Annotated in this window: 13 protein-coding genes; all 13 read left to right on the top strand. The window is 65.9% G+C overall.

Annotated features, from left to right (window positions below):
* The first annotated feature begins 112 nt into the window (after positions 1-112).
* The 13 genes from ACFFP0_RS07300 (at position 113) to ACFFP0_RS07240 (ending at position 14,080) form a co-directional block, all read left to right on the top strand.
* Positions 113-1,087 (top strand): LysR family transcriptional regulator, encoded by a 975-nt coding sequence (locus ACFFP0_RS07300; protein ID WP_377258235.1) that lies wholly within the window; start codon positions 113-115, stop codon positions 1,085-1,087.
* Positions 1,084-2,568: an NAD(P)-binding domain-containing protein gene (locus tag ACFFP0_RS07295; RefSeq protein WP_377258232.1), complete on the top strand. Its 1,485-nt coding sequence runs from the start codon at positions 1,084-1,086 to the stop codon at positions 2,566-2,568. The genes ACFFP0_RS07300 and ACFFP0_RS07295 overlap by 4 nt, the downstream gene beginning before the upstream one ends.
* 34 nt (positions 2,569-2,602) lie before the next feature.
* A complete protein-coding gene (locus ACFFP0_RS07290; protein WP_377258229.1) occupies positions 2,603-3,520 on the top strand; it encodes an ABC transporter permease in 918 nt (305 codons plus the stop codon).
* A 10-nt stretch (positions 3,521-3,530) separates the two neighbouring features.
* Positions 3,531-4,388: an ABC transporter permease gene (locus ACFFP0_RS07285; RefSeq protein WP_377258226.1), complete on the top strand. Its 858-nt coding sequence runs from the start codon at positions 3,531-3,533 to the stop codon at positions 4,386-4,388.
* Positions 4,385-5,575, top strand: coding sequence for a M24 family metallopeptidase (locus tag ACFFP0_RS07280; protein WP_377258223.1), 1,191 nt, complete (start codon positions 4,385-4,387; stop codon positions 5,573-5,575). The genes ACFFP0_RS07285 and ACFFP0_RS07280 overlap by 4 nt, the downstream gene beginning before the upstream one ends.
* Before the next feature lie 7 nt (positions 5,576-5,582).
* Positions 5,583-6,593: an ABC transporter ATP-binding protein gene (locus tag ACFFP0_RS07275; protein WP_377258220.1), complete on the top strand. Its 1,011-nt coding sequence runs from the start codon at positions 5,583-5,585 to the stop codon at positions 6,591-6,593.
* On the top strand, positions 6,590-7,522 hold the full coding sequence (locus tag ACFFP0_RS07270; RefSeq protein WP_377258217.1) for an ABC transporter ATP-binding protein: 933 nt from the start codon (positions 6,590-6,592) through the stop codon (positions 7,520-7,522). The genes ACFFP0_RS07275 and ACFFP0_RS07270 overlap by 4 nt, the downstream gene beginning before the upstream one ends.
* Before the next feature lie 5 nt (positions 7,523-7,527).
* Positions 7,528-9,798, top strand: coding sequence for a molybdopterin-dependent oxidoreductase (locus ACFFP0_RS07265; RefSeq protein WP_377258214.1), 2,271 nt, complete (start codon positions 7,528-7,530; stop codon positions 9,796-9,798).
* A 3-nt stretch (positions 9,799-9,801) separates the two neighbouring features.
* The gene (locus ACFFP0_RS07260) at positions 9,802-10,293 is read left to right on the top strand and encodes a CMD domain-containing protein (protein WP_377258210.1); all 492 of its coding nucleotides are present in this window, start codon (positions 9,802-9,804) and stop codon (positions 10,291-10,293) included.
* On the top strand, positions 10,290-10,868 hold the full coding sequence (locus ACFFP0_RS07255) for a peroxidase-related enzyme (protein ID WP_377258207.1): 579 nt from the start codon (positions 10,290-10,292) through the stop codon (positions 10,866-10,868). Before ACFFP0_RS07260 ends, ACFFP0_RS07255 begins: the two co-directional genes overlap by 4 nt.
* 52 nt (positions 10,869-10,920) lie before the next feature.
* A complete protein-coding gene (locus ACFFP0_RS07250) occupies positions 10,921-12,423 on the top strand; it encodes an ABC transporter substrate-binding protein (protein WP_377258204.1) in 1,503 nt (500 codons plus the stop codon).
* A 63-nt stretch (positions 12,424-12,486) separates the two neighbouring features.
* Positions 12,487-13,326: an alpha/beta fold hydrolase gene (locus ACFFP0_RS07245; protein WP_377258201.1), complete on the top strand. Its 840-nt coding sequence runs from the start codon at positions 12,487-12,489 to the stop codon at positions 13,324-13,326.
* Between the two features lie 70 nt (positions 13,327-13,396).
* Positions 13,397-14,080: a methyltransferase family protein gene (locus tag ACFFP0_RS07240; RefSeq protein WP_377258198.1), complete on the top strand. Its 684-nt coding sequence runs from the start codon at positions 13,397-13,399 to the stop codon at positions 14,078-14,080.
* The last annotated feature ends 108 nt before the right edge of the window (positions 14,081-14,188 follow it).

Raw genomic sequence — 14,188 nt, 5'->3', positions numbered from 1 at the left:
CTCTCCCATATAGCCCAGTTTTTAAGCAAAATAGTTCGTTGCACAAAAGTTAATTATGCAATATTTGAATTGATATAGATCAATGCTGCAATATCTGCATTATGGGTTTGCAATGGAAATCAAGCAGCTCGAAGTGTTTCTCGCGGTCATGTCCGCAGGGAGCATCACTGCCGCGGCGAGGCTGCTCGACCGGTCGCAGTCACAGGTGACCCGCCTGATCCAGGAGCTGGAAGCCTCCATCGGTTTTGCGCTTTTCGAGCGGAACGGACCGCGCATCACGCCGACTTCGAAGGCCGTCGCCTTTCATTCCGATGCGGAACGGTTCCTGACCGGCATCGGGCAGCTCAAGGAGCGCGCCAAGACGATCCTTTCCGAGGAACCGGCTCCGATCGAGATTGCCGCCATCCCGGCCTTTGCAAGCGGTTTCGTGCCGCTGGCGCTTGCCGAAATGCCGGACGACCTTCTCCCCAGGAACGTCCACCTGCGCAGCGTTCCAGCCGAAGCCGCGGTCCAGTCGGTGCTTGCCCGCACCGCGGATTTCTGCGTCGCGTCCCTGCCGGTCGAGCATCCGGGCCTCGACGTGCATGGTCTCTTCCAGTCGCCCTGCGTCGCCGCGGTCGCGTTCGACGATCCCCTGGCGGCCAAGGAGACGATTTCCATGCATGATCTCGCGGACCGGGGGCTGATCACCATGGCGAACCCGTTCCGCCTGCGCCGCCGCGTCAACCAGGCGCTGGAGGCCGCCGACGTCCGGCCCTCCCGCATCGTCGATACGAATACGGCGCTCAACGCGCTGCAGCTTGCCTCGACCGGTTTCGCCATCGCGATCGTGGAACCCGCGACGGCCTATGGCGTGCGCCTGAAGAACGTCGCGATTCGTCCCCTCGACATGGACATCCCCTTCCTCTGGGGGATCTTTTCCGCCGCTTCAAAACCGCTATCCGACGGCGCTCTCGAACTCATCCAGCTGATCATCAGGATTTCGGCCGCCCGCATGCCGGGTTTCGTGGCCCACGATCCCGGCCATATCGAACGGGTCGCCGATGTCACCTTCGGCGGCGAGCATGCACAGGAGCAAGGATCTTGAACGTCCAGAACCCGCAGCCGGCGATCGGTCTGGCAAGACTCGAACAGAGGCTCGCCGAAGACCTTTCGTTCCTCGAGCTTCCTCCCAAGGAGTGGGTGCCGGCAACCGAATACGACGGCAAACGCGTTCATGATGCCGTCGTCATCGGTGCCGGCATGTGCGGGCTGGTGGCGGCGGCCTCGCTGAAGATGCTCGGCATCCACAATGTCGTCTGCCTGGATCGCGCACCGGAAGGCAGCGAGGGGCCGTGGGTGACGTTCGCGCGCATGGAGACGCTCCGCTCGCCGAAACAGCTTACCGGGCCGGCGCTCGGCCTGCCGACGCTGACTTTCCGCGCCTGGTACGTCGCGCAGTTCGGCGCCGGAGCCTGGGAAGCGCTCGGCAAGATCCCGAAGGACCAGTGGATGGACTATCTGGTCTGGTACCGGAAGGTGCTGTCCCTGCCGGTACGCAACCTCGTCACCGTCACGAACATCACGCCGGTGAGCGACGACCTGATGGCGCTCGATGCATCGGACGGGGCAAATGGCGGTCAGGAGCGCCTTTATGCGCGGCATGTGGTCCTGGCCACGGGGCGCGACGGGCTCGGCGGCGGCTACCTGCCGGACTTCGCGCAAAACGTCGGCCGCAGGTTTTGGGCGCATTCGGCCGACGAGATCGATTTTGCCGCGCTCGGGGGCAAGCGCGTCGCGGTCATCGGGGCAGGGGCCTCGGCCATGGACAATGCGGCGACCGCGCTCGAGGCCGGGGCGGCCGGCGTGGATATGATCATCCGGCGAAAGCACATGCCGCGCATCAACAAGTTCACCGGCATTTCCAGCCAGGGCGTCGTCCAGGGCTTCGCGGGGTTGAGCGACGACTGGAAATGGAAGTTCCTGGAATACACGCTGGGCGCCCAGACCCCGCCGCCGCGCGACTCGACGCTGCGCGTCTCCCGTCATCCGAATGGCCGTTTCTTCCTGGACACGGCCGTCGGGAATGTCCGCGAGAACGGCGGCAAGGTCGTGGTCGAAACGAGCCGCGGCGATCTCGAATACGATTTCGTGATCTTCGCAACGGGCTTCTGCGTCGATCTCGACCGGCGGCCCGAACTGAAGAATTTCGCGCCGTTCATCCGTTTCTGGAAGGATGTCCACGAACCGGCGAAGGGTGCCGCGAACGGCGAGCTTGCAACCTCTCCCTACCTGGGGCCGGATTTCGAATTCCTCGAAAAAGTGCCGGGAAGCTGCCCGGCGCTGCGTCTCGTGCATTGCTTCAACTATCCGGCCTCGCTCAGCCACGGCAAGCTTTCCGGCGACATTCCCGCCGTTAGCAATGGCGGGCGGCGGCTGGCGCGAGGCATCGCCCGGAGCCTTTTCGTCGCCGATCGCGAGGCTCATTTCGCCAATCTCGTGGCCTACGAGACGCCGGAACTGCTGGGCGACGAATGGACGGATTCCGCCCCCCTGCTCTCCGAAACCAGCAAGGGTGCCGCCGAATGACGGGAAACGCCTTGGCACATGGAGAGCATCGGCCGTGACCCGCTACCTTCTCATCAAGCTGGCGGAGTCCCTGCTTGCGATCTGGGGCGTGATCACGATCGTCTTCTTCGTGAGCCGCGTCCTCGGCGATCCGGCGGTGCTGCTGCTGCCGGTCGGCGCCAACCAGCAGGAACTGGATTCCCTAAGGGTCTCGCTCGGTCTCGACCGGCCGATCCTGGAGCAATATGCGATCTCCATGCTGGCGATGCTGCGCGGCGATTTCGGCACGTCGTTCCAGCACACGCGGCCGGCGATGGACGTGGTGCTCGAACGCATGCCGGCCACCGCCATGCTGGCGGGCACCGCGCTGCTGTTCGGCACGCTGATCGGCGCGGCGGCGGGCGCGGTCGCCGCCCTGAAACGCGGCACGGTCTCGGAATTCATCGTCATGATCGCCGCGCTGCTCGGGCAGGCGACGCCGGTCTTCTGGCTCGGCATCATGCTGATCCTGGTGTTCTCCGTCGATCTCGGCTGGCTGCCCACCGGCGGCTCGGGAACGCCCGCCCATCTGGTGCTGCCGGGGCTGACGCTGGCGGTCTTCGTCTCCGCCTCCATCGCGCGGCTTCTGCGGTCCTCGCTGCTCGACATCATGCGCGAGGACTATGTGCGCACCGCGCGCGCCAAGGGGCTGATGCCGCGCACGGTCTTCTTCTGGCATATCGCCCGCAACGCGCTGATCCCGGTCGTTACGATGATCGGCATCATCGCCGGCGAACTCCTCGGCGGCTCGGTGGTCATCGAGACGGTGTTCGCCTGGCCGGGCGTCGGCCGCATCATCATGCAGGCGATCCAGGCGCAGGACTTTCCGGTCATCCAGGCCGGGGTCGCGCTGGTCGCCGCCATTTTCATCCTCATCAACCTGGCTGTCGACCTGCTTTACGGCGTGCTCGATCCGCGCATCCGTCGGCGATAGGAGCGGCCCCATGAAGTCCTTCTTTCTCGCCCTCCTGAAAAGCCGCGCCGGATTGTTCGGTTTCATTCTCGTCGTCCTCTTCATGCTGGCCGCTCTGCTGGCGCCCTATCTCGGCCTGCCGGCGCCGACGCGCTCGAATCTCGTCGCCCGCATGGCCGCGCCCACCTGGACGGGCCTCTTCTCGCCGGGCGCCCACCCGCTCGGAACGGACGAGCTCGGCCGCGACATCCTCTCGCGCATCGTCCACGGCAGCCGGGTGACGCTGACGATCGCCACGGCCGCCGTCGTCCTCGGCGGCATCGTCGGAACGCTTCTCGGCATCGTCGCCGGCTATTACCGCGGCATCGTCGACCGCGTCCTGATGCGCATCGTCGATATCCAGCTCGCGCTGCCCCTGATGCTGCTGGCGCTGCTGGTGGTGGCCGCCCTCGGGCCGTCGACCCGCAACCTGATCGTCGTGCTCGCGCTGACGAGCTGGCTGCGCTACGCCCGCATCATCCGCGGTCAGGTCCTGGCGCTTCGGGAGCGGGAATTCATCCTCTCGGCGCATGCGATCGGGGCCGGCACCTGGCGCATCATGATCAAACATCTCCTGCCGAACGTCATGACGCCGGCGCTCGTCATCGCCACGCTGGAGCTTGCCCGCATCATCATCATGGATGCTGCCCTTTCCTTCCTCGGGCTCGGCGTGCAGCCGCCCAATCCGAGCTGGGGCCGCATGCTCGCCGACGGGCGGGTCTACATCTCGACGGCCTGGTGGATCGTCACCTTCCCCGGGATCGCCATCCTTCTCACCGTGCTCAGCGTCAACCTTCTCGGCGACTGGCTGCGCGACTACTTCGATCCGAAATTGAGGACCATGCGATGAACCAGATCTCTCCCTCCGCCCTTCCGCCGCGCGTCGGACGCCTGAAGGCCGGCATGGCCAGGCAGGACATCGACGTGATCGTATCCTTCAAGCCGGAGAACAGCTTCTATTTCACCGGCTTCAACCCGATCATCTATTCGCATCCGGTCATCGCGATCCTCACCCGGGATCACGACCCGATCATGCTCGTGCATGCGCTGCGCGACGACCACGGCCGGGCAAGCGCCTGGGTGCCGGATATCCGCCTTTACGGCGCATGGTCCACCAAGGTCACGATGGGACCCAACTGGCAGGATGCGCTCGCCTCGATCCTCGGCGATCTCGGCGTCGCCGGAAAGACCGTCGGCATCGAGGAGGAATTCGTCTCGATCCAGAGGCTCAACCAGCTCCGCAAGGCGCTGCCGGACGCGAAATTCGCCGATGTCAGCCATCTCATCGACCATTGCCGGCTGATCAAGGACCCGGACGAGATCGCGCACGCCCGGATTGCGGCGCGCATCGCCGATCTCGGCATGGAGACCGCGATCGCCGCGCTTGCCGCCGGCGGTAACGAACGCGAAGTCTGCGTCGCCTCGATGCACGGGATGAACAAGCTCTGGGCGTCCGAATATCCGGACGTCGAGGTTGCGGACTTTGGCTCGCTCGAAGGCGGGGTGCAGAACGGCATGGCGACCTGGGTGTTGTCCGGTCCGCGCATGTTCTACAATTGCGACAACCCGACGACCCGCAAGCCGCAGCGCGGCGAGGCGGTGTCGGTCTTGATCTGGACGATCGCGAACGGCATTCACGCCGAGAACGAGCGGACGGTCGCCATGGGGCCGCTGCCGGAGGCCAACAGGCGGGCGCTCGACGCCATCCTCGAAATCCGCGCGGAGGTCGACGCGATCATCAGGCCGGGCACGCCTTACCGGGAACTGTTCGAGAGGACCCGCGAAGGGCTGAAGGCGCGGGGTTACGGCGCCAACGTCCCCGGGCGCATCGGCCACGGCATCGGGCTCGGCGCCCACGAGCATTCGTCGCTCGACGCGGCATCGCCGCTGGTGCTGGAGCCGGGCATGATCTTCACCTTCGAGCCGAACCTGCGCGTGCCGGGCGTCTGCGCCACGCAGATTTCCGACACCGTGCTCATCACCGAAACGGGCCGCGAATATCTGACCCGCTCGGCCGGCGGCTATCTGGAGGTCTGAGCGTCCGATGGCTCCGCTGCTCGAGGTCCGCAATCTCACAGTCGCGTTCGATACGCCGTCCGGCACGGTGCATGCCGTCAACGACGTCTCCTACAGCCTTGAGGAGGGCGAGACGCTCGGCATCGTCGGTGAATCCGGGTCGGGCAAGAGCGTGCACGCCCTTTCCATGGTCGGGCTGATCGCCACGCCGCCCGGCCGGATCGTCGGCGGCGAGGTGATCTTCAACGGCCGCAACCTGCTGGCGCTCTCGCCGCGCGAGCTCTTCGACCTGCGCGGCAAGGAAATAGGCTTCGTCTTCCAGGACCCGATGACCTCGCTCAACCCGGTGCTGACGATCGAGCGGCAGATCGCCGAACCGCTGCGCCGCCATTTCGGCATGTCGGCCGGCGAGGCCCGCAGCCGGGTCGTCGAGCTTCTCGAACTGGTCGGCATTCCCGACGCGGCCCGCCGCGCGCGGCAGTATCCGCACGAATTCTCGGGCGGCATGCGCCAGCGGGTGATGATCGCGATCGGCATTTCCTGCAATCCGAAACTGCTCATCGCCGACGAGGCGACGACGGCGCTCGACGTCACGGTCCAGGCGCAGATCCTCGACCTGGTGCGCGACCTGAAACGGAAGATCGGGACCACGGTGATCTGGATCACCCATGACATGGGCGTGGTCGCCGGCATCGCGGATACGGTGCAGGTCATGTATGGCGGGCGCATCATGGAACGCGGCCCGGTGCGCGCCGTTTTCCACGATCCGCGCAGCGCCTATACTTGGGGGCTTCTGAAATCCCTGCCGCATGGCAGCCGGCGGGGCGTCAACCGGCTCTACCAGATACCCGGCAATCCGCCCGACCTCAGCAAGGAGCCGGTCGGCGATCCCTTCGCGCCGCGCAATCCTTTCGCGACCGAACGCTGCCGCGTCGAGATCCCGCCGCTTCTCGACGCCGCAGACAGCGTTGCGGGCCACAAGGTCGCCGCCTGGTACGACCTGCGCGCCGAACTCGCACGCACGGAGGGGCAGCGATGAACGACATCCCGTCCATGCCGGCGGATGCCGGGCCGCTGGTTTCGGTCAGCCGCCTGAGCAAGCACTACGGCGGCGAGCGCCACCTGATCGGCGGGCAAACGCCGTTGCTGAAGGCCGTCAACGACGTGAGCTTCGATATCGCGGCCGGCGAAACGCTCGGGCTCGTGGGCGAATCCGGGTCCGGCAAGAGCACGACCGGCCGCGTCCTCCTGCAACTGGAGGCACCGACCGGCGGCGACATCCTCTACAAGGGCGAGAACATCACCGGTCTCTCGAAGACCCTGCTGAAGCCCTACCGGAGGGACATGCAGATCATCTTCCAGGACCCCTACGCCTCGCTCAACCCGCGCATGACGGTGGGCGAGTTCGTGGCCGAGCCGCTGGACGTCCACGGGCTGGCCGGCGCGCGGTCGGAACGGCAGGAGCGGGTCGCCTCGCTCTTTTCGAAGGTCGGCCTCGACCCGGCCTTCATGAAGCGCTACCCGCACGAGTTTTCCGGCGGGCAGCGCCAGCGCGTCAGCATCGCCCGGGCGATCGCCCTCAATCCGGCCTTCATCGTGGCGGACGAGCCGATCACCGCGCTCGATGTCTCGATCCAGGCGCAGATCGTCAACCTGTTCCAGGACCTGCAGGACGAGCTTGGCCTTGCCTATCTCTTCATCGCCCATGACCTGTCGATGATCCGCTATCTCTGCCACCGGGTCGCGGTCATGCTGCGCGGGCGCATCGTGGAGATCGGTCCCTGCGAGGCGATCTTCGAGACCCCGCAGCACTCCTACACCAGGGCGCTCCTGTCGGCGATCCCGGTTCCCGATCCCGACGTCGAACGGAACCGCCGTCCGCTTTCCTTCGACGTCGCCGCCAACCTGCCGCCCGAGGAGGCCGTGCTGCGGCCCGTCGGGGACCGGCATTTCGTTCTGGAGGGCTAGGAAACATGCATCTGTTCGCCACCCATTTCGGAACCTACGAGGTCGGCGCGGACGCGAGCGGGAAACCGTTGCTCCTGCCGTTCCGCCACGATCCAGATCCCTCCGGGATCGGGCTGGGCTATCTCGATCTTGCCGATCACCCGGAGCGGCTCCGCGCCCCGATGGTGCGGCGGTCGTGGCTGGAAAAGGGGCCGCTTGGCGGCACCGGCGCATCGCGCGGCCGGGAGGACTTCGTCGAGGTGGACTGGGACCGGGCGGCAGGCCTGATCGCGGAGGAACTGCAGCGTGTCCGCTCGGCGCATGGCAACCAGGCGATTTTCGGCGGCTCCTACGGCTGGGCGAGCGCGGGCCGCTTCCATCACGCGCAAAGCCAGCTGAAGCGCCTTCTCAATCTGGCCGGCGGTTTCACCTCCTCGGTGAACACCTATTCCTACGGAGCGGCCGGCGTGCTCCTGCCGCATATCCTCGGGCCGGGCTACAAGGATGCCTGCGACACCTCGCCGTCCTGGAGCGATATCGCGGAGAACTGCGAGCTCATCGTCGGTTTCGGCGGTTTCCGGCTGACCAATTCGCAGGTCGAGGCCGGGGGGACGGGCCGCCACCGTGCGGTGGAATGGCTGCGCCGCTCCCAGGAAAAGGGCGTCAGGATCGTCGTGTTCAGCCCGGCGGCGAACGACGCGCCGGCCGGGGCCAATGTCCGCCATGTTCCGCTGCGGCCGAATACCGATGCCGCGGTCATGATAGCGATGTGCCATACGCTTTTGACCGAGGGCCTGTTCGATTGCGATTTCCTCAGGCGCTGCACGGTCGGCTTCGCCGACTTCGAAAGCTATCTCATCGGCGAGGCGGACGGCATCGCCAAGGACGCCGAATGGGCTTCGAGGATTTCCGGCGTGCCGGCCGGGACGATCGCGGAGATCGCCGAGGAACTGCATGACCAGCGCAGTCTCGTCAATGTCGCCTGGTCGCTGCAGCGGGCCCGCTTCGGCGAACAGCCGTTCTGGGCGGCGGTGACGCTCGCCTCCATGGCGGGCCATGTGGGGGAGCGGGGCTGCGGTTTTGCCTTCGGGTTGACAGCTGTCAACTCGGTCGGACAGTCGGTGCGGCGGCTGAAAGGCCCGGCCTTCGAGCAGGGCGTCAACCCTGTCCGGCAGTTCATTCCGGTCGCGCGCATCACCGAACTTCTGGAAAATCCCGGCGGCCGCATCGACTACGACGGCCGGACGCTCGAACTTCCCGATATCCGGCTCGTCTGGTGGGCCGGCGGAAATCCGTTCCATCACCATCAGGACCTCAACCGGCTGGCTGAGGCCTTCCGGCGGCCGGAAACGGTGATTGTCAGCGAGAACATGTGGACGGCGATGGCGCGGATGGCGGACATCGTCCTGCCGTCCGCCTTCCCGTTCGAACGCGACGACGTTGCCGCTTCCTCGCGCGACAACTGGCTGGTCTACAGCCGCCGCGTCATGGACCCGCCCGCCGGCGTCCTCACCGATCACGAGGCCTACCGCCTCATCGCCCGCAAGCTCGGGCTGCTGGAAGCATTCGACGAGAACCTCGGCATCGACGAATGGCTGGCCCGCATCTACGAGGGATACCGCGACCGTTATCCCGAGCTGCCGGATTTCCAGGCTTTCCGTCTGCGGGGCTTTGCCGGACTGGACGAGGACGAGGGGGCGGCGGCGCCCGCAGACCATTTCCGCCGCTTCGCCGCGGACCCGAAGGCGGCGCCGCTTGCGACCGCGAGCGGCCGGATCGAGATCGCGTCCGGCACGATCGCCGGCTTCGGTTATCCCGACATCGGCGCGCATCCCGCCTGGAACGCGCCGGAGGAATGGCTCGGCGCGCCGCTCGCGTCGCGGCACCGGTTCCACCTTCTCTCGCCCCAGCCCGCGCACCGGCTGCATGGACAGCTCGAATATGGGCCGGCCAGCCAGAAGGCCAAGCTGCGCGGCTACGAGCGGTTCGCCCTCAGCGCGGCCGATGCCGAAGGGCTCGGCGTGCGCGAGGGCGATCTCTGCGAACTCTACAATGAACGCGGCCGCGCGATCGCGGCGCTGACCGTGGAGGATGGCCTGATGCCGGGCGTGGCGATCTTGCCGGCGGGCGGCTGGTTCCGGCCCGATGCCGATGGCGTCGACCACGGCGGCAACCCCAATACGCTCACAACCGTCACACCCGCCTCGCATCTGTCGCAGGCGACCGCACCCAATTCCTGCCTGATCTCGATCCGCCCCTGGCGCGGACCGGAGGCCGGGCAGCAGCGCAGGGACTGAAGCATGGACCAGATCGACATCCTCTCCGGCCTGAAGCCGGATTCCGAACTCTACACGGTCCGCCGCGAGCGGCCGGACTTCGTGGAAGGCGCCGAACTCTGCCGCGAGACGGTGCTGGCGCCCAACCACGATTTCGGCATCGGCCACGCCATGCGCGCCGCGTTCGCCGCGCGCATGGCGCGGTTCATCGGCCGCGAGGACCTCGCGCGCGCCTATGACCTCCTGCTGGAGGAGGCTGGCGGCGACGATGCGCTGGCGGCCATCGCTTCCGCCGCCGCGCAGCCGGCGAATGCCACCGCCTTCACGCAGGCTCTCGTCCGCCATGTCGACCTCGTCACGGAAAGGCCGCGCGACAATACGAGGGCGGATATCGGACGCCTGGAGGCCGCGGGGCTCACCAACCCGCAGATCGTCGCGCTTTCCGAGCTGATCGCTTTCGTCAATTTCGAGGCCCGCGTCATCGTCGGCCTCCGCGTCCTGAACGAGGTTGCATGAGCATGTCGGGTTTCAAGGTCAAGGCACTCTCCTGGGCTCCCTATATAGAGCCGGTCGACGTCGCGGCGGCGACGGAAGAACAGCTCGCCGCCATGCAGGTGACGCCCTCCAACACGAAGGTCTCCCCCTATGTGCGGACGCTGGCGCACGATCCGGAATCCTACGTGGCGCGCACGAAGCTGTTCAACGCCATCATGTACGCCAAGGGCGGGCTCGACAGGGCGGGGCGCGAGCTGGGGGCGCTGGTGGCGTCGGCGGTGAACCGCTGCGTCTATTGCGCCTCCGTGCATGCACGCCGCTACATCGAGCTTTCCGAGCGTTCCGACGTGGTCGAGGAAATCTACATGCACGGGCTCGACGGCCCGTTCGAGCCGAAGATCCAGGCGATCGTCGATTTCTGCCGGACGCTTTCGCAGACGCCGTCCGAGGTGACGAGGGAGCAGGTGCAGGCGCTGCGCGACCATGGCCTGTCGAAGGCGGAGATCGTCGACCTCATCCATTCGGCGGCGATCTTCGGCTGGGCCAACCGGTTGATGCACACGCTCGGCCATTCGACGCCCGTCGAGACGAAGTGATCTCGCGGTTTTGAGCAAGATGAACGTTTATCGATCAAGAAGGAGCTGGAACATGAATAGGATGCTGATACCGGCGGCGGTCGCCGCCTTTTCGCTCGGTGCGCTGATGTCGACGACCGCTCTGGCCCAGAGCAAGACGCTGACGATCGGCATCACCAACACGATCAATACTTTCGATCCGCACATGACGGCCTCGGTGGGAACGGATCTCAGCCTGCTCAGCCACATCTATCCCTCGCTCGTGCTGCGCGGCCCCGACATGAAGGTCGCGCCGGCGCTTGCAACCGAATGGAAGAGCATCGACGACCTGACCTGGCGCCTCACGCTGCGTCCCGACGCCACGTTCAACGACGGCGAGAAGATCGATGCGGAAGCGGTGAAATGGAACTTCGACCGCGTCCGCGATCCGGCGCTCAATGCCCGCATCAAGGCCTGGTTCGCCCTGATCTCGGATGTGAAGGTCATCAGCCCGACCGAACTGGAGATCAGGACGAGCGCGCCTTATCCGGCCATGATCGAGCAGCTTTCGATGTTCTTCCTGCTGCCGCCGAAATGGGCCGCCGGGCACAAGCCGGCAAGCGAGACCGCGTCCGGAGGTCCCTATGTCCTGACCTCGGTCAAGCCGGGCGAGAGCTTCACGCTCGAGGCCAACCCGCAATACTGGGGCGCCAGGCCGGAATTCGACCGCGTGGTCATCCGGGTGATCCCCGAACCGGCGAGCCGCGTCGCGGCGCTTCTGGCCGGCGAGGTGGATTTCGTGAACTCGATCCCCACCACCGAGATCCAGCGCATCAAGGACAGCGGCAGCGCCCAGGCGGGCGCCGTGCCGAGCACGCGCACGGTCTTCATCAAGTTCAACACCAGGAAGCCGCCGCTCGACAACAAGGTCTTCCGCCAGGCGCTGAACTATGCCGTCGACAAGGAAGGCATCGTCAAGGCGATCTTCAACGATCAGGCCACGATCGCCCGGTGCGAGGTGATGTCGAAGGATTATTTCGGCTTCAACCCGGATCTGAAACCCTATCCCTACGATCCCGACAAGGCCGCCGAACTGCTGGAAAAGGCCGGCGGCGCGCCGGCCGAACCGATCGAGCTCGAGGTTCCGAGCGGCACCTACCTCAACGGCGAGGAAGTCGTCCAGGCCGTGGCGAGCCAGCTTGAGGAAATCGGCGTCAAGACCAGGATCGTCGAGATGCAGTTCAGCGCCTATATGGACAAGTACCTCAAGACGAAGGATCTCGGCCGCCTCAGCCTGCTCAGCCAGGCATGGCCGACGATCGATGCCGACGGTCTCCTGACGCTGTTCGCCCCCGGCAACATGTACGCCTACTGGGACAATGCCGATTTCGGCAAGGCCCTCGAGGAAGGCCGCTCGACCATGGACAAGGCCAGGCGTCAGGCCGCCTACAAGAAGGCGACCGAGGTGATGTGCGACGAGGCGCCCGCGCTGTTCCTCTACACCCAGCCCGCCACGTTCGGCCTTTCCAAGCGCATCGCCTGGACCCCGCGCGGCGACGACTGGGTCCGCGCCTTCGATATGAAGGCCGCAAACTGACCCCGGCGCCTCCCGCGCGATCGAATGCGCGGGAGGCCTTTTCATGGACGAAGGACAAATCCTATGCCGACAGTGACCCTGAACAACGCCACCTTCGTATACGACGATGTCGGCGATCCCGATGCGGAGACCATCATCGCGCTGCATGGCGGGCGGGGCATCGGCGACCGGCGCGGCGAATTCAACGCCTACAAGGCGCTGTCGGACAAATACCGGCTGATCGCCTATGACCAGCGGGGCTGCGGCGAGACCAGCCTGACGCCGCCCTACACGTTCGAGCAGCTCGCCGACGACGTGGAAGCCTTTCGCGTGAACCTGTGCGGCGGCCGCAGGATCATTCTCGAAGGCGGCTCGTTCGGCGGCATGATCGCGCTCACCTACGCGGTCAAATACGGGCACAATCTCTCGCGCCTGATCCTGCGCGGCACCGCGGCGAGCTACCACCACGAGGACGACGCGATGGTGGTGTTCAAGGAACGCCTTCACAAGGCGACGAGCGCTTCGGTCTCCATGCTCGACAAGATGTTCTCCGACAAGGTGAAGGACGACACGGAGCTGCGCCTCATCTGGCTCGCCCTGCAGCCGCTCTATTACGAGAACTTCGATCCGGACGCGGCGCTGGAGCGCACGCGCACCATGCATCTGCATGCCGAGACCCACAATGCGCTCTTCAAGGAGCGGCTCTACGACCTGCGCGACCGCCTCAAGGACATTCCGGTGCCGACGCTGGTGGTTTGCGGTGCGGAGGACTGGATCTGCCCGCCGAACCATTCGCGGCTGATCGCGGAGCGCATCCCGAAGGGCGAGCTTCTGGAAGTGCCGGGCGCCAACCACGCCGTGCACGCCGAAGCCAATGGCGTGGTGATCGCCGCGATCCGCGAGTTCCTGGCCCGCACGGCCTGACGCCCGCCGCCGGGCCGTCAAAAAATGCCGCATTGTCCCGCCATTCTCGCGGCGAGCGAGGAGGGAGAGGATGCCGGAAAGGTCATTGCGGAGCCGGGCGACGCGATCGATGGCGATCTTCGCCATCGTGCTGGGCGCATTGGTGTTCCTCTGCGCCGGCTCGATCGGCTACTGGCAGGGCTGGCTCTTCCTGGCGCATTTCATCGCGTGGTGCGCCTGGAGCACATGGTATTTCCTGCGGCACGATCCTTCGCTCGTAGAGCATCGGCTTGCCGTGGGACCTGCCGCCGAGGAAAAGCCGTCGCAGAAACGCATCCAGGCGTTCAACAGCGCCGCCATCCTGCTGCTGTTCGCCGGCTCCGCGCTGGACCACCGGTTTCAGCTTTCGTCCCTTCCCACATTCTGGCTGATGTTCGGCCACCTGCTGATCGCCATCGGGTTCATCGGCTGCTTTTTCGTCTTTCGCGAAAACTCGTTTGCATCGGCGACGGTCGGCGTGCAGGAAAACCAGAGGGTGATATCGACAGGGCCGTACCGCATCGTGCGGCACCCGATGTATGCTTCCGTGCTTCCTCTTTTCGCGGGCGTTCCGCTCGCGCTCGGCTCGGTCTGGGGACTGCTTCTGGTCATCCCCATAACGGCGGGCCTCGTCGCGCGCCTGCTCGATGAGGAGCGGCATCTTCGCGACGGACTGCCCGGTTACAGGGCCTATTGCGACAAGGTCCGGTTCAGGCTGGTTCCCTTCTTCTGGTGAGGCCGGGAAGGGCGGCCCGCGCTTCCTTCCGGCCCGCGATTTCGCCCGAGGTCGCAGCAGCCATTCTCTTAAAAAATTCTAACCGGATCGGGGTTGCGTGCGGGCCGG

Origin of the sequence: Neorhizobium puerariae (assembly GCF_042429745.1) — a bacterium.
Taxonomy (GTDB): Bacteria; Pseudomonadota; Alphaproteobacteria; order Rhizobiales; family Rhizobiaceae; genus Neorhizobium; species Neorhizobium puerariae.
This window is presented reverse-complemented; position numbering and strand designations above follow the sequence as displayed.

Excerpts from the sequence above, each read along its gene's own strand:
- ACFFP0_RS07300 (WP_377258235.1), top strand. The coding sequence starts at position 113 with ATGGAAATCAAGCAGCTCGAAGTGTTTCTCGCGGTCATGTCCGCAGGG.
- ACFFP0_RS07285 (WP_377258226.1), top strand. The coding sequence starts at position 3,531 with ATGAAGTCCTTCTTTCTCGCCCTCCTGAAAAGCCGCGCCGGATTGTTC.
- ACFFP0_RS07280 (WP_377258223.1), top strand. The coding sequence starts at position 4,385 with ATGAACCAGATCTCTCCCTCCGCCCTTCCGCCGCGCGTCGGACGCCTG.
- ACFFP0_RS07275 (WP_377258220.1), top strand. The coding sequence starts at position 5,583 with ATGGCTCCGCTGCTCGAGGTCCGCAATCTCACAGTCGCGTTCGATACG.
- ACFFP0_RS07270 (WP_377258217.1), top strand. The coding sequence starts at position 6,590 with ATGAACGACATCCCGTCCATGCCGGCGGATGCCGGGCCGCTGGTTTCG.
- ACFFP0_RS07265 (WP_377258214.1), top strand. The coding sequence starts at position 7,528 with ATGCATCTGTTCGCCACCCATTTCGGAACCTACGAGGTCGGCGCGGAC.
- ACFFP0_RS07260 (WP_377258210.1), top strand. The coding sequence starts at position 9,802 with ATGGACCAGATCGACATCCTCTCCGGCCTGAAGCCGGATTCCGAACTC.
- ACFFP0_RS07255 (WP_377258207.1), top strand. The coding sequence starts at position 10,290 with ATGAGCATGTCGGGTTTCAAGGTCAAGGCACTCTCCTGGGCTCCCTAT.
- ACFFP0_RS07250 (WP_377258204.1), top strand. The coding sequence starts at position 10,921 with ATGAATAGGATGCTGATACCGGCGGCGGTCGCCGCCTTTTCGCTCGGT.
- ACFFP0_RS07245 (WP_377258201.1), top strand. The coding sequence starts at position 12,487 with ATGCCGACAGTGACCCTGAACAACGCCACCTTCGTATACGACGATGTC.
- ACFFP0_RS07240 (WP_377258198.1), top strand. The coding sequence starts at position 13,397 with ATGCCGGAAAGGTCATTGCGGAGCCGGGCGACGCGATCGATGGCGATC.